The organism is Solibacillus sp. FSL K6-1523, from assembly GCF_038005225.1.
Lineage (GTDB): Bacteria > Bacillota > Bacilli > Bacillales_A > Planococcaceae > Solibacillus.
Genome location: NZ_JBBOSU010000001.1, coordinates 3,099,247 through 3,118,129 on the forward strand (window position 1 = coordinate 3,099,247; position 18,883 = coordinate 3,118,129).

Below are 18,883 nucleotides of genomic sequence, written 5' to 3' on the forward strand. Positions count from 1 at the left end.
CTTAACTTGATTCATCGGGGATTTAAACCCCCGATGAATTAAGTTAACGGTTGAGTAAACTACCTACATAGCGTAATAATTCATTTGCTGAAGTTGAGTTATAGCCATGCTCATCAATGAGTGTCGCGACAACTTCATTCATCTTTTTCAGTTGTGCTTCATCTGGTGTTTTCAATGAAGTCGTAATTTTAACAACATCCTTTAAATCTGCAAACAATTTCTTTTGAATCGCTTCACGTAATGCATCATGCGAATTATAATCAAATCGTTTTCCGTTGCGCGCAAATGCCGATAGACGAATTAAAATTTCTTCACGGAATGCTTTTTTCGCATTTTCAGAAATACCAACTTGTTCCTCAATCGAACGCATTAATTTTTCATCCGGATTCATTTCTTCACCCGTTAACTGATCACGGATTTTATTTTTATTGCAAAACGCTTCTACATTATCCAAATAATTATTCAACATTGTTTTCGCGGATTCTTCATACGAATACACAAACGCTTTTTGCACTTCATTTTTCGCAATATCATCGTATTCTTTTCTAGCAACCGCAATATAATTCATATACTTTTCTTTGTCTTCCTGAGAAATCGATGCATGCTGGTCAAGGCCATCTTTCAATGACCGTAAAACATCCAGCGCATTGATTGACGGCACTTCTTTACGAATGATGGCGGACGACACACGGTTAATCACATAACGCGGGTCAATGCCATGCATCCCTTCGTTTGGATACTCTTTTTTCAGCTCCTCCAAGTCGACTTGATTGAAGCCCTCGACATTTTCACCGTCATACAAACGCATTTTTTTAAGGAGATCAACGCCTGCTTTTTTCGGCGTTTCTAAACGCGTCAACACTGAGAAAATAGCTGCAACGCGCAGGGCATGCGGCGCAATATGAACATGGGCCATATCACTTTCATTAATCATTTTCTCATAAATTTTTTCCTCTTGACTAACAATCAAGTTATAAGGGATTGGCATCACGATAATTCTTGAATGCAATGCCTCGTTTTTCTTATTGGAAATAAACGTACGATATTCCGTTTCGTTCGTATGAGCCACGATCAATTCATCGGCACTGTACTGATACATACAAAATATCCCATTGTTAAAAAGCTTTCTTATTTGGCATTCACTTTATCTTCAATCAGTAACCTAGCCAAGAGTTGATAAATATTTTCACTATTTTCTTTTATTGGCGTTTCCTTTGGAGGAAGAATATAAATCCTTCCTATTTCTGTCTCAATTATTTCAGTACCTTCTTCTAATTTCATTGCCTCGACATCATATTCCCCCATCAACGAATCCCCCTGTTTTCACTTTGTTAAAAACATAAGTAAAAGTTAAAGTGTTAATTTCATCATTTCTCCTTAAATATTCCCTGTTTGTATAAATTGGAAAATCTATTTTCAGCAATTCACAAATCGTCCACTAACATTTCAACTTCACATGTACTGTAAAAAGTTTCAATTTCCTTCGACTATTTCATCATTATTAGAATGTTGTTGATTTCCCTATCCCTATATTTATCCAGAAACCTACAACCTTAATAAAATAGGTTTTCGGTACGCTATTGCGTACCACTCGTGTTATGAGTATATGCTATCTTTTACTAGATAGTCAATACACTTTTTTAATGGGGTTAGTTATGACAAGTAAAATCAGGGTAAAAATTCATGAACTAGTCAAGCAGAGAGGGATTTCATTAAGAGAATTATCTCGGTTAACAGATATACGCCACGCTACTTTAAGTGAATTAGCTAATCACAAGAGGCAAAATATTAACTTTAACCATATCGAGAAAATTGCTGACACTTTAGAGCTAAATGATATTAGAGAAATCATTGACCTTATAGAAATCAAAGACAAATAAAGTCGCCCTTGTACTACATGGGCGACTTTATTTGTTCTTATTCGGCTTTTTATGTAAGTGCGGTTTAACAACTTATATCGTAGCTTTTTAAATCAACGTTATATTTACTTTTAAACTTAGCCATTTGATGACACTGGTTCAAATATGCATTTGTTGCACGAATTTTCAATTCTCTATTTGGAATCAAATCTATTGCCTCTTTAGTAGAAATTTCTTCATCTAAAACATTTGACTGCCTCTTAATATTTGATATGATCGCATCTTTTCTTAAACCATCATTAATAATACTTTCTCTTAAATAATCTTGCAATATCTGCTCAGTCCGTTGCTTTTCCTGTTCAGTTCTTATCTGTTCATTACCTACCTTAAACGACATATATACATCAACAGCTGTTTTGGCTAAGCCTAATACTGAAAGTGGATCAGCTTCTAATGGACTGTTATGCTCAATACGCTTAAAATCAATCGCTGGTTCGCCTCTTAAGTTTAAATGTTCAAATTTAACTACTTCAATTGTATCACCGTTTATTATTCCAACGAGAGGTCTTTTTAATTTTTCGAGTTTAGTAAAGAAAACATCCTTATTTTCATTATAAGAATCTTCCTTTGATAATAACTCCAATTTTTTCTTTTCTAGGTCATTAGTAAAACTACTTGCTCCTCTTCTATTTGAATACAATTCAACCGCATTTTGAATCAATAATTCTAATGCCTCTTCAATATCACCACTTTTTAAAAATTCATATGCTAATGAAAGGTAATTAGGTTTTAAATTCTTTTTTAGTCGAGCGTTACAAAAATTGTATAACTCAATTACCAAAGATACATGAAAGACTTTCAAATTAAATCCTAAGCTTACTGGCTTTCCAATTGCCTGCATAGAATTCAATTGATTACCGTTATCTAATTTAATACTTTTGTATCTAAAACCTAGTTTCTTTAATGATTTATCTAAAATAACAATTTTACTTGGATCAACGTTGTTTCTTAATGCTAATGAAATTCCTTTTATCAAATCTAATTTATAACACTCTGTACCATAGTCAGAAATAAATTGTGCCAATTGATGTGGATTAAAAATTTTTTGATCCTTCTTTACTAAAGTTAATTTATATTTTTTCAATTACCAGCACCACCAAATATATTTAATGTAATTACAAATAATTATTATACAATAAATATAACAAGAAGTGGAAATTAGCCGTGACAACTTGAATGGTAGCTTCCTCTATATTGTGTACCTTTAGTGATTACAACTTTAGTTTTTTCAAGAGTCTAACCTCAAGTTGCTCAATCTGCTTATTGACCTTGATACACCTTTTTGTAAGGCTACCTTGGTAGGGACGTCTTCCTCGTACAGCTCAATTGTATTTTATTTACTTGGCATGCTAGTTCATTGATGGGTTGCTTGTTGATAGAAAGTTCTTCAATTCGTCCAAAGATGTATGGTTCTATCAAGGAAATAAAATATATTTCAAAATTCATTCATCACATTACATTCGAACTAATGTATAATTAATAAATATTACTTATGAGGTGAAAACTATGACTGAATTAACAACATATACATTTGAGCCTAAAGTTAATCCAAGCCGAGAATTTTTAGAGATTGCATCAGATTTCTCAAATCCACTAGACATCGTACGTGAAGCAATTAGTAATTCTTTTGATGCCAAAGCCAAAAATATTTATTTATTATTTGAAATTGCTACTATTAAAGGTAGAAAGAGACTCAAAATCACTATAAGAGATGATGGTGAAGGTATGAATGAAGAAGGTATTAATTCCTTCTTTGATTTGGGCAATTCATCTAGACGTGATATTAAGGATATTGATACAACATTAATTGGTGAAAAGGGGCATGGTACAAAAATCTATTTTAACTCAGATTACGTAAATGTTATTACTGGGCAAAATGGTAAAGAATATACTGCATTAATGCTAGAACCATTAAGTGCTTTATATGATAATAAACTTCCAACTATTGATGTTAACATTCAAAATAAAGAGTTCAAAGGTACATATATTGAAATTATCGGATATAACAATGATGAAAGATCTGTTTTTACCCATGATATAATCAAAGACCATATTTATTGGTTCACAAAATTTGGTTCATTCGAAAATATCTTTGATAATATTTGTCCTTATAATGATATAAAAATTCATTTAAAAGGGCTCGACAAAGATCATGATGAAGTGGAAGTGTTAACTTTCGGACACATATTCCCAGAGGAGTCCGAAAACTTGAACAAACTATTAGAAAAGTATTTGTCGGATGCACCTGATCACTTCGTAAAAAGATTGACTTATGATGGCACATTAGAAAAGTTTCCCGATATCGAATATCAAGCAGTTTTCTATATTGAAGGAAACAAGGCAAAGCAAAAATACAATCCAATGATACGAAGAAGTGGATATAAAGCTCCTGAAGGGGCTTATAAAGTTCAAGATCGTTATGGAATTTGGCTTTGTAAAGATTTTATTCCTGTCCAAAGAAAAAATGATTGGATTACAAAAAAAGGATCTGAATACACAAAGTTTCATGCATTTTTCAACTGCCAAGATTTAAAGCTTACTGCCAATCGTGGTTCTCTTGATAACACATCTTCGGAAATACTTGAAGCTATACAAAGTAAAGTAGTTGATATATACAACGATATTATTGAGAGTAGTTATTGGGAGGATTTAGAGTATTTAGAACAAAGTTCTCAAGCCTTCCTAAGTGAGAGGAAGGAAGAGAAAAATTATGAAACGCGAAAAAAACACATTTTACAAAATAAGATAGCTATTTTTAATGAGCATATATTAAGAGAACCTCGACAAGAACATGGTGTGTTTGCTTTATATCATACATTAGATATTTTGAAACCAGATTTATTTCCTTTTGAAATTGTAGATTATGATACACATGCAGGAATAGATGTATTAGCCCAATTAAGAAAGGGTAGCGTGAGTCTAGAAAAAGATGCTTTATTTTTTGTTGAATTCAAGAATATTTTAAAGAACTCATTCAACCATTCATTTAATCGTCTTTATGGTATCGTTTGCTTTAAAACAGAACTTAAAAATAATGATGTTGTTGTTGATGCATTTGAAACTTCCCGTACTTTTAGATGTTATCCAAAAGACGATAACACTCAATATACGCAATATTTCTTAGAAGATGAAAGACATTCACATAAAATTGAAGTCATTGTCCTCGAAGAATATTTGTTCGAAAGATTAAATCTAAAATTTACAAAACAAAAAATCTAAAAATAATAAAACTATCCAATAAGGAATTATTGGATAGTTTTACTTTTTGAAAAAAATATATTACTTATGATATGGCTCAAGGAGGAGCTTTAATGTTTTATTTCATTTTATTAGCTTTGACAATATTCCCATCTTTATCCCTAAATGTTGAAAGTAAGGATATAAATAACCGTATTAATATTAAACAAATGGCTTTATATATATGGTTAATTGCGTATTTATTTTTCATCACTTTTTCAAGTGTTTATTTTTCAGGCTTTGGTATCGTATTACTTTTAGCGAGCCCTTTAGTTTTACAATTTATTCTTAAACAATTCAAAGATTCATATTTAATTCAAGAGTTAAATATGACATTTAATAATTTTAAAGAAAACTTTCTTACCAGAGGTATATTAGGAGGTTTAGTTACTTTATTAAGTTATGTATTATTTGATAAATTTGGTTATTTAAATCATGGTATATATCTAACTTTCATTATATTTATTATTTTATTCTTTAATATCCAAAATTCATTAAATAAAAATTTTGGACTTTATTTTATTTTAGTCACTTTTTGGAGTTTAATATCTAGTGCCGGAGACTTTCAAACAAATTTACTTTTAGTTTTAATTAGTTTATTTATCCCTTTGATACCTTTAAGTTCATATAAACCTTTTTCCCAAAATACTTACTTACACATTTTTTCCTTCTTAATCTATTTGTGCATTTATGAACTTTTAAAAAGTATAGATATAACCTTGATAACAAAGTTTTTAATGAGCTTCACTATTACAATTTCAATAATATTATTAGGAATATCTTCATTATTTACTCTCGAAAGAAAATTACTAAAATCAAGGAACTATTTTGCGCCATTATTATGTTTAATTACAATATCTCTTTTTAAGTATTATATTGAAATTACAGACCAGCTAATTTTAAATGCCATTGATAATTTAATTATTATTTTATCCTTAATAACCTTACTTAGGGCATATGGATTTTTCTTGGATAATACTTATAACTATACGATTATTAAACAATCTGAGTCTCTTTATAAAAATTCAAAAAAACTTTTTATCAATTGGATGGGTGAATCTTTAGGTGAAGATATCTGGAATCATTTATTTGGAATTCCCTCAAAAAATAAATTTTCAAAATATTATCGGGTTTTCTTTATGATTATTCTAGTATTAATTTGGATAATAATTGAAATTCATTTTAAATCCTTTAAACTAAGCTTTAACACACAATATATCCCTTGGGAATTGTTATATGTTTTATTATCACTTCAAATAATCAATGCCGTTTTGACAATTAATACTTGGTTTACAGTTCATGGTTATATTGATGAAAAGGCATCTAATCAAGCTACAAGCAAAATTTTAGTTTCTATATTATCTATATTTTTCTGTATTTTAATTCAATATTGGGAAATCTTTTGTTTATTTAACACTTGGATATTAATTATTTTTGGGATTTTTTATTTTTTATCTTTTATAATTTGCTTTTTTAATCTTTCTGGAGATTTAATTAATTACAAAGAAAAGAAAAACTTTAAAAATTTCAAAGTAGCTTTAGCTCCTTTAATGATGTTAATATCCATAACAATTACTTTGTTAGCTTTCCATTATAATTTAAATAAGGTTGATTTTATATTTATTTTTCTTTCGATAATTTGTTTGGGATTAGGTTTAGTTTCTGGAAAGTTTAGCAATTCAATTTTTACACTTTCTAATATAGTTGTAAAAAGACTGAACTTATTTATTATTTTAATATTTATTCTTGTAATGTTAATATTCGTTAAAGAGATGACCTTCACACTTTTATACTATATTGGTTATTACACTATTACCTCTGAAAAAGTAAAATCCGTGTAATAATTAATTTTTATTTACCAACAATTTTTAGTCACCGAGTAAAAGTTTGAATATTCTAAATGTTATTCAATTAAATCGCTTAGCTTAGTAAAGAAAAGTAAGCTTTATATATCCCTCCTACAAATCTAATTATTACACACAACAAAAGCTACCATATAATACCGGATTTTAATCTTTAGCTTAAATATTACAATTAAGATTTATCAGTACCGCATAATAAGGCTGCCCCCTCGATTGACTTTAAATTCATATGGTATTTAATTTTCAGCAAAGGGATGGGTTTATACTAATCCAGACAGTCTTTTTACTTTATTCAAAAAAACTCGTTAAACTGATTTAGCTAGGTAAAAAGGGATTAGATTAAAGATCCACCTCGGAAGTTTATCCTTTTATTACCTGTTTCATCCTATAATACTTATTTTTTATAAAATTTTATTTTTTTACTATATGCGGTTAAGTCCTAAATATTTCATAAATCCACCAAAGAAAGAATGTTCAAAAAGTCGATAGATTACTTTTTGAACATTCGCAATTATTTTAACGGTTCAACAAACTACCAACATAGCGTAATAGTTCATTCGCTGATGTTGAATTATAACCATGCTCGTCAATGAGTGTCGCGACAACTTCATTCATTTTTTTCAACTGTGCTTCATCTGGCGTTTTCAATGAAGTCGTAATTTTAACAACATCCTTTAAATCCGCAAACAATTTCTTTTGAATGGCTTCTCGCAAAGCATCATGCGAGTTGTAATCAAATCGTTTTCCATTCCGTGCAAATGCCGATAGTCGAATTAAAATTTCTTCACGGAATGCTTTTTTCGCATTTTCAGAAATACCGACTTGTTCCTCAATCGAACGCATTAATTTTTCATCCGGATTCATTTCTTCACCCGTTAACTGATCACGGATTTTATTTTTATTGCAATACGCTTCAACATTATCCAAGTAATTATTTAACATCGTTTTCGCCGATTCTTCATACGAATACACAAACGCTTTTTGCACTTCATTTTTCGCAATATCATCGTACTCTTTCCTAGCCACTGCAATGTAATTCATAAACTTATCTTTGTCTTCCTGTGAAATCGAAGCATGTTGATCAAGCCCATCCTTCAATGACCGTAAAACATCGAGCGCATTGATTGACTGTACTTCCTTACGAATAATAGCAGATGACACACGGTTAATGACATAACGTGGATCAATACCATGCATTCCTTCGTTTGGATACTCTTTTTTCAGCTCTTCTAAGTCCACTTGATTGTATCCTTCCACACTTTCACCATCATACAAACGCATTTTCTTAAGCAGATCAACACCTGCTTTTTTCGGTGTTTCTAAGCGCGTCAAAACCGAAAAGATTGCAGCAACGCGAAGTGCATGTGGTGCAATATGAACATGTGCCATATCGCTTTCACTAATCATTTTTTCATAAATTTTTTCTTCTTGGCTGACCATTAAATTATACGGAATTGGCATAACTATAATTCTTGAATGCAATGCTTCATTTTTCTTATTAGAAATAAACGTACGATATTCGGTTTCGTTGGTGTGCGCAATTATAACTTCATCGGCACTAATAAGGGCAAATCTTCCAGCCTTAAAGTTTCCTTCTTGTGTTAATGAAAGTAAATTCCATAAAAACTTCTCATCTAATTTCAGCATTTCTTGGAATTCCATCATCCCGCGGTTCGCTTTGTTCAATTCCCCGTCAAAACGATAGGCACGCGGATCGGATTCTGAACCATATTCAGCAATCGTCGAAAAGTCGATACTACCGGTTAAATCCGCAATATCCTGTGATTTTGGATCTGACGGTGTAAATGTACCAATTCCAACTCGGTTATCTTCCGAGAAGAAAATGCGTTCCACTAAAACTTCCTCAATCTGTCCATAATATTCTTGTTCAAGACGCATTGCATTGAGCGGAGATAAACTTCCCTCAACCCGGATCCCATATTCTGCATAAAAATCTTTTCGCAAATGCTGTGGGATTAAATGTAGAGGGTCCTCATGCATCGGACATCCTTTAATCGCATAAACAGCGCCTTCATCCGTGCGTGAATATTGTTCGAGTCCTCGTTTTAATAACGTAACAATTGTCGACTTACCACCACTAACCGGTCCCATTAATAATAAAATTCTTTTGCGAACATCTAGCCTTTTCGCAGCAGGGTGGAAATATTCCTCGACTAATCGCTCCAACGCCACTTCCAAACCAAAAATTTCTTTCCCAAAAAAGTTAAATAATTTTTGTCCATCTCGCTGTTCAAGCCCGGAGCTTTTTATCATATTGTAAACGCGTGAATGGGCCGTTTGAGCAACTTCTGGTCTTTCCTGCACAATCCGTAAGTAATCTGAAAAAGTCCCTTCCCACTTCAGCCTGTTTTCTTCTTCCCGGTAATTTCTAATCTTTCTTAAAAATTCGATTATCTTCCCCTCCATCCTGGGCACGGTTTTTACATAATATGAACGGAGGGAAATTATGATACCTAGACTTTTTTATTATCTGTCATTGTTCAAATAAAACAGTCACCAAATTTTTCAGCTGCATTCAATCTTTAAACGGTTCATCACATCACTTTTCCATTTATTAACCAATTTCCCTATGCTATAATTTCAGTAAAGTATTGGAAGAAATTCAGGAGCTTATTAAAATGAACTATAAAGCAAAGACCCATGCTAGCTATGATTTATTATTAACATTTCAACTTTTTTTAATATCTATTGTATCAATCACAATGAAAACATCCCCGTTATTATATATTTTAAGCGGTATTCTCATTGTGTTTTTATTTTCATCTTTATTTTTAATGTTCCATCTTACTATTGAAAATGACATCATCAAGTACAAAATTTATTTATTTTCATTTCCGATTTACAAAAAGGATATTTCTTCAAGTACGATTTTAAAAATTAACTTTGTTAGACGCGGTTGGAGTACTAAAACCGCAATTATTAAGCAAAAATCTAAGTTCCCTATTCGATTAATGTTATTTCAACCACAATCGTTCTATACAGATTTACTAGCATACTGTGAACAATATCATGTTGAATACAAGCAAAGTAAGGATTTTTTGTTATTGATGAAATTAGATAAATAATGATTGGATTTTGGTTAAAACATAGTGGGTTGATAGGAACAGCGACTCTCTTAACATCAGCCTCATCGGTAATGATAAAAAGAATGGAGGTTCAATACTGTGAGTTTCAAAATAAGAAATCTTGAAAAACACCATATCCCCTTCTTACGGGATATGGTGTATGAGTCCGCATTTGTACCAGAAGGACAAAAACCTTTCCCACGAACAATATTAGACGAGCCATCTGTATCAAAATATATAGAGCGCTGGGGGGAACGAGACGGTGATATTGGGCTAATTGCGGAAAATGACGAACAAGCAATTGGCGCTATTTGGTTGCGCCTGTTTGATAATGAAGAAAAGGGATATGGTGATGATGAAACGCCAGAAATCGGCATTGCCCTCCTTAAAGATTTTCGGGGTAAAGGAATTGGAAGTGCTTTAATGCGGGCGCTCGAAGCAAAAGCAAAAAATTATGGGTATCAGAAATTATGTTTAAGCGTGGATCCAAGAAATCCAGCTTGTCGCTTATATGATCAACTAGGATATGTACATATTGGTTGGTATGATACTTTCTGGACAATGGAGAAGAGATTAGTTTGAGTCCATACCAATAAGGTGCACTTGCACAAATTGACTAAAATAAAAACAAGGATTTAGCAACCATATAATTACAATTCACGTCTATACTGAGAAATGAAAAAGTATAATGGAGGGATCATTATGTGGTTAATATTAGGTCTTATTGCAATAGTAACAACTTTTATCAATCTATATATGTATACATCAGGTAAAGATTACAAACTTGCGATGGCAATGGGGTTATCATTTACAGCATTGACACTCTGTGCAGAAAATAGTCTGATAGCTGATTGGGTAGAAGTGAATGACTGGGCAGCTTTATTGGATGTTGTACCTACCATGGAAAAGGCGTTATGGTTTCTGACAATTGTTTCTATCTTACTGAATATAGCGCCTTTACTTTTAGATTTTAAAAATAAAAGGTAATTACTTAATTGAGTTCATATGGAAAAGATGAAAGTCCTCCAACATTCATAATTTTAAATTTTAAAATGTATAACAATGAATGGAAGATTAACAGTTTATCTTTTGACGTATAGAAATATAAACTGTTCTTCTTCTACTAACGGAGGGTTTAGTGCAACAAACCTTACAACCTTCTCAAACGAGGGTTGGGGAAGGTTATAATTCAAAAAACGCAGCAATTTAGTTAGAGGAGGGCGGGATTGCATGATTTGGGGAAATTTTGTATTCACTGTGCTAATTGTGTTCGTATTAAATACAATAGTTCGGTTACTTTTAAGAAAGCTATTCAAGATAGAAAAAGAAAAAAAATCCATTCTTTCTTCCCTTTTTTCTAATAAACCGATAAACGAATTGCACAGAAAAATTGAGTGGGCTATCAGAATTACTTGGATAATTGCATTTATCGTTACCTATAACTTGGTCATAATTCAAGGTTATTCGATAAACCTGATACTAATTGCATCGTTTTTCTACATATTATTAGATTCCACAGTAAGGGCATTTTTCGAGTGTAAATATTCGCAGAACCCCAAACAATATATTCTAACTATTAGCGAAGGGATTTTATTTTTACTTACCTTAGTTATAGTCATTAAGTTTGATTTGCTTATTGAACTAACTTAATAGAGAAAGTCATTCTTGTTGTACTAACGAGTGCTTTAGTGCAACAAACCTTACAATCTTCCCAAACACCGCTTTGGGCACTTTTTTTACTTAAACTAACGGTTCATAAAGGTTTTTATATGACGCATAGAGAACTAACAAAATTAGTGAATAACAGAAGGTGGTGAATTAAGATGAATTCTAAAATAATTAAAGGTCAATTTAATTCTCTCAAACAATTAGTAGATAGCATAAATGAAAGTTCTAAAAAGAAATCTACACTCTTAATCGGGATAGACGGTTGTGGAGGCTCTGGAAAAAGTACATTTGCTGACAAAATAAAAGAAGAATGTTCTAATGTAACGATTGTTCATAAGGATGATTTTTACCTTCCTTCCTCTGAAATTATTAATACACATCCAACAAAAAAACCTATTGGTGCTGATTTTGATTGGAAACGTCTTTTAACTCAGGTGCTAGAACCATTAAGCCAAGAAAAAGAGGGACATTATCAACGGTACGATTGGGATACGGATAGTTTAGCAGAGTGGCATACTGTTCCTGTTGGTGGCATTGTAATAATCGAAGGCGTATATTCTATTCGAAAAGAATTAGTAGATAGATACGATTTTAAAGTATGGGTTGATTGTCCAAGAGAAAAACGTCTTTCAAGGGGTCTAGATAGAGACGGAGAAGAAGCCCGTGAAATGTGGGAAAATAATTGGATGATTTCAGAAGATATTTATGTGGAAAAACATAAGCCTTATGAAAGTGCTGATATTGTTGCTGATGGAGCTAAATAAAAGAGAAACTTTTCAACTAACTTGTGTAACAAGGATTTATAACGTATACAAAACAAATCTCAATAACGTTCCCAAATGAAAGTTAGGTAACTAAACCACGCTTTGGGGACGTTTCTTCTTCAACTAACGGACAGTTTAGTTGAAGAAGGAATTATTAAACTTAGAAAAGAATGTAATTACAGGGGGGAAAATGAATATGGACAATTTATTTACACTAGACTGTGGTGAAATACTACTAAGAGAATTTAGAATAGAAGATGTAGATGCTATTTATGAACTGACTTCACAACCCGAAGTTTATGAGTTTTTGCCAGATTGGCGTTCGACTAGAGAACAAAGATTAGATTGGGTTACAAATTATGAGATACCAGATAATAAAGAATTTTTAGCTAATGTTCCAAGTATAGGTGAAAGATGGATGAAGTTAGGAATTGTTTTAAAAGAAACTGATGAATTTATTGGTTTCTGTAATACGGGTATTAAAGAGGAACTAAGTGGACCAAATCGAGAAGTTGCTTACTCTATTTCTAAGCATTATAGAAATAAGGGGTACACAACACAAGCAGTAAAAGGATTAGTAAATTACCTATTTGCAAACACCGATGTTGAACAATTGAATGCTGTGGTTCTTCCACGCAATTTAGCTTCAAATAAAGTACTAGCAAAATGTGGCTTTCATCTTACAGGAAATATTGAGATAGAAAACCAACTACATTATCATTACACGCTTGTAAAAAAAGAATTGATGAAATAAGTTACTTCAACTAACGGGGCGCTTTAGTGCAATAAGGATTTATAGCATATACAAAACAAACCTAAATAACGTTCCAAAATCAGAGTTTGGGTACACTACAAAGCCACGAAAACACTGTTAAATCAATGTTTCGTGGCTTCTTCTCTAAATATCATTTATACAACTTTATATACAAGAACGCTCAAATTCAGTTAGGGCAATGGCTGTCGTACATTTTCCTTACAACGATACACACTTTATTTATGCATAAAATTATGCATAAATCTTACAAGGCCCCAATATTAAATACCCTACGCCCCCTCACAAATTCCTTGCATTATTCTATCTATCATTCAATTTCCAATTTGTTTTTCATTTACGTAATATAAGTATTCTTGAGCTTCGGAAAATTCCGCTTGTAACTGTGTAGGAATGATATCGATATCTGGAACACTCGAAACGCCTACTTGTGCCATAATGGATTCATACGTCATTAAGGCTTGTATATAATGTTCAAATTCTTCAGCTGTTAAAACTTCTTTGCTAGATGGAAGCCCATTTAATTGATCAAAGTATGCTTGAATTTCGGACATAGCTACTTTAATTTTTTCTAAGGAGTCTACAGGGACTAGAGCATAATCTATATTTCCATTGCTATCACCATATTCAAGTTTTGCACTTGTAAATACATTTAATAACGCTTTAAATTGTTTAAACTCTTCTTTACTTAGATCGCCTTTTGCTTGATTTAATTTTGCATCAAATAATAAGTAACTTTTCATCGTAACACTCGCCGCATGTTTTTTAAGATTATCAAATGATCCATAAAAATCATCGACCAGTAACGCTTGAGACGCAAATACACCCGTTGGAATGATTAAACATGCCGAAATAACTGCTATAGCCAATCGTTTCTTAAAAAAGCGATTCATTTTGCCACCCATTTCAGATTTTGCTTTCGTAATGCCCCGTTTACTTCTTTCTTGAATCTCTATAGGAATTTCGATTTTTGATAACTCTTCCTTAAGATGATTATGCATAATTATCAACCTCCTTTACATTTTGGCGAAGCTTATCTAAAGCACGGTATAACACGGACTTTGCGGTTCCTAATGGGATGTCTAGTATTTCTGAAATTTCCCTCAATGTACGATCATCGTAATATTTTAATAAAATGACACTTTTCTCATCTTCTTTCAAAGTATCAATCAGCTTATGTAAAGACAATGTAAGTGCAATGTCTTTATCTTCTGCCCCAGTAAGTACTTCAAAATTTGCATTTATTGGGATGATTTTTTTATTTTTATTGATTAAGTTCAAAGCACAATTTATCGTAATTTTCATCAGCCATGTCTTAAAATATTCTGGCTTCTCCAATGTACGGATTTTCTTAAATGACTGATAAGCCACCTCTTGTACAAGATCTAATGCATCTTCTTTATTTTTTACATAGACATATGCCATTCGATAAATATCCGCTTCATACTGCTGGAAAAGCATTAAGTAAGCTTTATCATTTCCTTTTTGTGCTTTCTTTACTAAGCTTTCAAGTTTCATCTTTATTCCTCCTTTCGTTTTGGTTGTACATCTATTAGACAAACGGGAAGGTGATTTGGCTTAAATATTTTAAATTTAATTTTATGTAATGCGATTTGGGTTGGTAAATTGTAAAAAATAAATGCAAAAGAGGCATCCTTCATAAAAAAGCATGCCCTTTCTCTTCTATTTATTCCTGCACAAGCTAGTTGAACAAGATGCTATCATTATTCGCTTTATGAATAATCGAAAACAACTCGGCAAGATCATCCACAACAAAATCGGCGTCTACGTTATCCCACTGAAAATCCTTTTTCCAAATACTTATCATTCCTACATTTTTAGCTGCTTTCACATCGTTTGCTGGGTGTTCTCCAACAAACATACTTTCGTTTGGTGTTACATTAAGTTGATTCAAAGCTCTCTTAAATATTTGTGGGTCAGGTTTTTTCATTCCTTCCCATTCAGATACTAAAATCGTTTCAAAATAGCTTTCAATACCTAGCAATTTAATATTGTCCATTTGAAATTGCCCAAATCCATTCGTAATCATCCCTAAAATAAAATTGTTACTTCGCAATTCTTCTAACATACTAATTAGGTTAGGAAATGGCACACAATGATGCTGAAATTGGTTAATGTAATCTTGTAGTAGTTCTTCCCAAGTAACCTGAGTAATCTCAAATTCTTCAGTCAATCGTTGATATACTTTGTCCTTCCAAACATAACCACGGTTGTCAAGTTCGATAAATCTGGCACTGTATTTTTCTTTTGGAATATGGGCTAGCCATTTATTCAAGCGCTCGTATTGGTTATCAATAAACTTTTTCACGGACTCGTCACGGTTTAATAAAGTTCCATCTAAATCAAAAATAACCGCCTTAATCATTTTGCGCTCCCCCTATACAGTGCGTTTCTGAATGTTTACAAAAATAAAATCAATTCATTGCATTATATGTTATAATTTACCTTAACAAAAACAGGAGGTACAAGTCCAATGGTAAAAAAATAAAATGAGGAAATCTATTATTTATTTTAGATTATAAACATAGGTTTTCTCTTTCATATGATTCATAGAATTTATATCTAGAAATGAGGAGAAATAACATGTTAAATAAATTAAGCGATACGATTTATTATTTATCACATCAAGATGATAAAGACCGCCCAACACTAGGACTAATATGTGGTGATCAATTTAGTCTTATAATAGATTCTGGTAATTCTACTCAACATGCTCAAGATTTTTTATTAGAAATTGCAAAGCTCGATGTACCCCCAGTTAAATATTTGGTCATTACACATGCACATTGGGATCACTTCCTTGGTATGAATGAATTTGACGCAACGGTTATTGTTAATAGTCAAACAAACGAACGATTAAAGGAATGGAAAAGTTATACATTTGATGATAATTCCCTTCAAAATTGTGTGAATAATAATCAAATGAGTGCGATGTGTATGAAGATTATTCAAGATGAAATATCTAACAGGGATCGTTTTAAATTGCGCTCTCCAAATATGATTTTTGAAAATACTTTAACGGTTGATTTAGGAAATAAACTTTGCATACTTGAAAAAATCAAAAGTACTCATACTGATGATTCTACAATCGTTTATATTCCTGATGAAAAAGTTGTTTTTCTAGCTGATTGTGTCTATGGTAAAACGACCAATTCTTTATTTCATTACAAGCAGTCCTTGTTATTACCAATGATTGAAGACATTCAAAAGTATGATGCTGAAATGTTCCTACTAGGTCATGAATCAATTTGTGATTTAAATGAAATGACTCAATTTTGGATAGAGCTAACAGCAGCAAGTGAGGCAGTTACATCATCTTCTTTAGAACAGGCAATCGAATCCTTTAAGTTAGAAAATAAAAGAGAACCAAATGATGATGAACTATTTTATATAAAAGCTTTTGTGAATGACTATATAATTCAATCCAAATATGCGTTAAAGAACACAACCATTTAACTTAATTCAGCAGAATTCCCCTACTTCTATAAGTGGGGGATGAATGCCAAAAAGGCAATTCTATTCAGTGGGGGTTCAAACCCCGGCTGAATCAAGTTAAGCCCCGGCGGATGCCACAGATTTTTAAGGGAAGTTTTTCGAGCGAGCTCGAAAAAATCTGGACGCAATTACGCCGAGGCGTAATTGATATTTAATTAGCAGCCATCTCATGAAGATTGTCATGAGGTGGCTTCTTGTTTGACACATTTTATTTTCAAATTGCTAATGGAAATATATTGTATAAAAGCAAAAAAGCGAACATCCACACTACTGCATGGGATGCTCACTTTTACAATGACACGTATTACTCAACCCTCTTCATTAATAATAACGTTTTTACCGCGCAATTTTAAAACTATTGGAATACTAATCCATAAAAATGCCACGATTAAAAAGACAAGTGATAATGGTTTCTCTACAAAAATGCTGTACTCACCATTTGAAATCGTTAATGCACGGCGCATATTATTTTCAATCATCGGCCCTAATACTAACGCTAAAACAAGCGGGGCAACAGGAAAATCATTTTTTGCAAAGTAATAACCTAACACACCACAGCCCAATAATAATAATAAATCAAATACTGTATACTGAACTGCATAAACACCAAAAATGGAGATAGCAATAATAATCGGTAATAAATATTTCTTCGGTGTTTGGATGATTTTCGCAAATACACGCACTAAAGGCATATTTAAAATAAGTAGCATTAAGTTTCCTAAAAACATACTTGCGATTAATCCCCAAGCAACTTGCGGATGTTCTTCAAATAATAAGGGGCCTGGCTGAATGTTGTACATAATAAAAGCACCCATTAAAATAGCCGTCGTACCCGAACCAGGAATTCCTAACGTTAAAAGAGGAATCATTGCACCACCCGAAGCTGCATTGTTTGCCGATTCTGGTGAAGCTACTCCCGCAATGTTTCCTTTACCGAATGATTCTGGATTTTTACTAATTTTTTTCTCCGTAATATAAGCAAAGAATGACGCGAGTGTAGCACCTGCTCCTGGTAAGACACCTAAAAAGAATCCGAGTAAAGAGCCACGGCCAATTGGTGCAGCACTATCTTTTAAATCTTTCTTCGTTGGTAATATACGAGTAATTTTCGCAACTGGCTCGTCATTACCTTCCTTCTCGAAAATTGTTTTAAATACTTCTCCTAAAGCAAATAACCCGACTGCCACGGTTAAAAATTCAATTCCACTAAACAGTACTGGTTGATCATACGTAAACCTGGCAATACCCGAAACAGCATCGATCCCAATCGAACCTAATAATAATCCGAGTACCGTCATAATTAATGCTTTCGTAATCGATTTTCCAGCTAAGCCACTAACTGCTGCTAAACCAAGTAGCATTAATGAAAAATACTCAGCCGGACCGAAATTAATGGCTACCTTTGATAATGGTCGCGCCAATAAAACTAAGCCAATTAAAGAAACAATCCCTGCAACAAAAGAACCAATAGCCGCTATTGACAAGGCCGCGCCCGCTCTTCCTTGACGCGCCATTTGGTAACCATCTAAAGTCGTTACAACTGACGACGATTCACCTGGCGTATTTAATAAAATGGATGTTGTAGATCCACCATACATCGCACCGTAGTAGACACCCGCTAGTAAGATGATTGAGCTAGTAGCAGCCATTTCTACAGGTAAGCCAGATGTTAACGTAGCAGTAACTGGAATTAATAGCGCCACTCCGCTCATTGGTCCAATCCCTGGTAAAACACCAACTGCTGTACCAATAATAACCCCTAATAATGCAAATAAAATATTATGCCATTGAAATGCGATTGCAAAGCCGTTCATTAAATATTGTATCGTTTCCAATTACATCTCCCCCTTTCTAATCAATTTCGCCTTGGCTAACTTTAGTCCAGATTTTTTCGAGCTCGCTTACTAGCGGTGTTAGCCTAAGATCGTCGCGTCTATGCGACAACGGCTAACTGACCTGCATCACGCAGGCCTCCTTAAAAATCTGTGACATCTGCTGGAGCTTGGGTCAACACGATGTTGATCACAAAGGCGTTGTCACAGGACGTGACGGGTTTAGC

At 32.8% G+C, this 18,883-nt stretch carries 17 protein-coding genes and 1 pseudogene; 10 read left to right on the top strand and 8 right to left on the bottom strand.

Going from position 1 to position 18,883, the window contains the following annotated elements:
- Nucleotides 1-43: 43 nt before the first annotated feature.
- A pseudogene (locus tag MHI10_RS14980) lies at nt 44-1,090 on the bottom strand (protein prkA); the annotation flags it as partial.
- 38 nt (nt 1,091-1,128) lie between these two features.
- Nucleotides 1,129-1,305, bottom strand: a complete 177-nt coding sequence (locus tag MHI10_RS14985; protein ID WP_340786761.1) for a hypothetical protein — start codon at nt 1,303-1,305, stop codon at nt 1,129-1,131.
- A gap of 350 nt (nt 1,306-1,655) precedes the next feature.
- Here MHI10_RS14985 and MHI10_RS14990 point away from each other — a divergent pair, with 350 nt between their 5' ends.
- A complete protein-coding gene (locus MHI10_RS14990; RefSeq protein WP_340786763.1) occupies nt 1,656-1,880 on the top strand; it encodes a helix-turn-helix domain-containing protein in 225 nt (74 codons plus the stop codon).
- 64 nt (nt 1,881-1,944) lie between these two features.
- On the opposite strand, the gene MHI10_RS14995 is transcribed toward MHI10_RS14990, so the two are convergent.
- Nucleotides 1,945-3,003: a hypothetical protein gene (locus tag MHI10_RS14995; RefSeq protein WP_340786765.1), complete on the bottom strand. Its 1,059-nt coding sequence runs from the start codon at nt 3,001-3,003 to the stop codon at nt 1,945-1,947.
- Between the two features lie 422 nt (nt 3,004-3,425).
- Here MHI10_RS14995 and MHI10_RS15000 point away from each other — a divergent pair, with 422 nt between their 5' ends.
- Both MHI10_RS15000 and MHI10_RS15005 read left to right on the top strand, forming a co-directional pair.
- On the top strand, nt 3,426-5,138 hold the full coding sequence (locus tag MHI10_RS15000; RefSeq protein ID WP_340786767.1) for an ATP-binding protein: 1,713 nt from the start codon (nt 3,426-3,428) through the stop codon (nt 5,136-5,138).
- Nucleotides 5,139-5,230: 92 nt separating this feature from the next.
- On the top strand, nt 5,231-6,997 hold the full coding sequence (locus MHI10_RS15005; protein ID WP_340786769.1) for a hypothetical protein: 1,767 nt from the start codon (nt 5,231-5,233) through the stop codon (nt 6,995-6,997).
- A 537-nt stretch (nt 6,998-7,534) separates the two neighbouring features.
- Here the strand turns inward: MHI10_RS15005 and MHI10_RS15010 are convergent.
- Nucleotides 7,535-9,430, bottom strand: coding sequence for a PrkA family serine protein kinase (locus tag MHI10_RS15010; RefSeq protein ID WP_340789259.1), 1,896 nt, complete (start codon nt 9,428-9,430; stop codon nt 7,535-7,537).
- Between the two features lie 227 nt (nt 9,431-9,657).
- Between MHI10_RS15010 and MHI10_RS15015 the strand changes: the two genes are divergently transcribed.
- From MHI10_RS15015 to MHI10_RS15040, 6 genes are all read left to right on the top strand, one after another.
- Nucleotides 9,658-10,104 carry a hypothetical protein gene (locus MHI10_RS15015; RefSeq protein WP_340786771.1) on the top strand — a complete coding sequence of 149 codons (447 nt, stop codon included), beginning with the start codon at nt 9,658-9,660 and terminating at the stop codon, nt 10,102-10,104.
- A 99-nt stretch (nt 10,105-10,203) separates the two neighbouring features.
- Nucleotides 10,204-10,686, top strand: coding sequence for a GNAT family N-acetyltransferase (locus MHI10_RS15020; RefSeq protein ID WP_340786773.1), 483 nt, complete (start codon nt 10,204-10,206; stop codon nt 10,684-10,686).
- 120 nt (nt 10,687-10,806) lie between these two features.
- Nucleotides 10,807-11,091, top strand: coding sequence for a hypothetical protein (locus MHI10_RS15025; protein ID WP_340786775.1), 285 nt, complete (start codon nt 10,807-10,809; stop codon nt 11,089-11,091).
- A 243-nt stretch (nt 11,092-11,334) separates the two neighbouring features.
- Nucleotides 11,335-11,754 carry a DUF4181 domain-containing protein gene (locus tag MHI10_RS15030; RefSeq protein WP_340786777.1) on the top strand — a complete coding sequence of 140 codons (420 nt, stop codon included), beginning with the start codon at nt 11,335-11,337 and terminating at the stop codon, nt 11,752-11,754.
- Nucleotides 11,755-11,927: 173 nt separating this feature from the next.
- Nucleotides 11,928-12,536, top strand: a complete 609-nt coding sequence (locus MHI10_RS15035; RefSeq protein WP_340786779.1) for a uridine kinase family protein — start codon at nt 11,928-11,930, stop codon at nt 12,534-12,536.
- Between the two features lie 196 nt (nt 12,537-12,732).
- A complete protein-coding gene (locus MHI10_RS15040) occupies nt 12,733-13,290 on the top strand; it encodes a GNAT family N-acetyltransferase (protein ID WP_340786781.1) in 558 nt (185 codons plus the stop codon).
- A 332-nt stretch (nt 13,291-13,622) separates the two neighbouring features.
- Here the strand turns inward: MHI10_RS15040 and MHI10_RS15045 are convergent, their stop codons facing one another.
- The 3 genes from MHI10_RS15045 to MHI10_RS15055 form a co-directional block, all read right to left on the bottom strand.
- Nucleotides 13,623-14,309: a DUF3600 domain-containing protein gene (locus MHI10_RS15045; RefSeq protein ID WP_340786782.1), complete on the bottom strand. Its 687-nt coding sequence runs from the start codon at nt 14,307-14,309 to the stop codon at nt 13,623-13,625.
- Nucleotides 14,302-14,826, bottom strand: a complete 525-nt coding sequence (locus MHI10_RS15050; RefSeq protein ID WP_340786784.1) for a sigma-70 family RNA polymerase sigma factor — start codon at nt 14,824-14,826, stop codon at nt 14,302-14,304. The genes MHI10_RS15045 and MHI10_RS15050 overlap by 8 nt, the downstream gene beginning before the upstream one ends.
- A gap of 184 nt (nt 14,827-15,010) precedes the next feature.
- The gene (locus MHI10_RS15055) at nt 15,011-15,694 is read right to left on the bottom strand and encodes an HAD family hydrolase (protein ID WP_340786786.1); all 684 of its coding nucleotides are present in this window, start codon (nt 15,692-15,694) and stop codon (nt 15,011-15,013) included.
- Nucleotides 15,695-15,912: 218 nt separating this feature from the next.
- Between MHI10_RS15055 and MHI10_RS15060 the strand changes: the two genes are divergently transcribed.
- Nucleotides 15,913-16,785, top strand: a complete 873-nt coding sequence (locus tag MHI10_RS15060; RefSeq protein ID WP_340786787.1) for an MBL fold metallo-hydrolase — start codon at nt 15,913-15,915, stop codon at nt 16,783-16,785.
- A 347-nt stretch (nt 16,786-17,132) separates the two neighbouring features.
- Here the strand turns inward: MHI10_RS15060 and MHI10_RS15065 are convergent, their stop codons facing one another.
- A complete protein-coding gene (locus MHI10_RS15065) occupies nt 17,133-18,659 on the bottom strand; it encodes a tripartite tricarboxylate transporter permease (RefSeq protein WP_340786788.1) in 1,527 nt (508 codons plus the stop codon).
- Nucleotides 18,660-18,883: the final 224 nt, after the last annotated feature.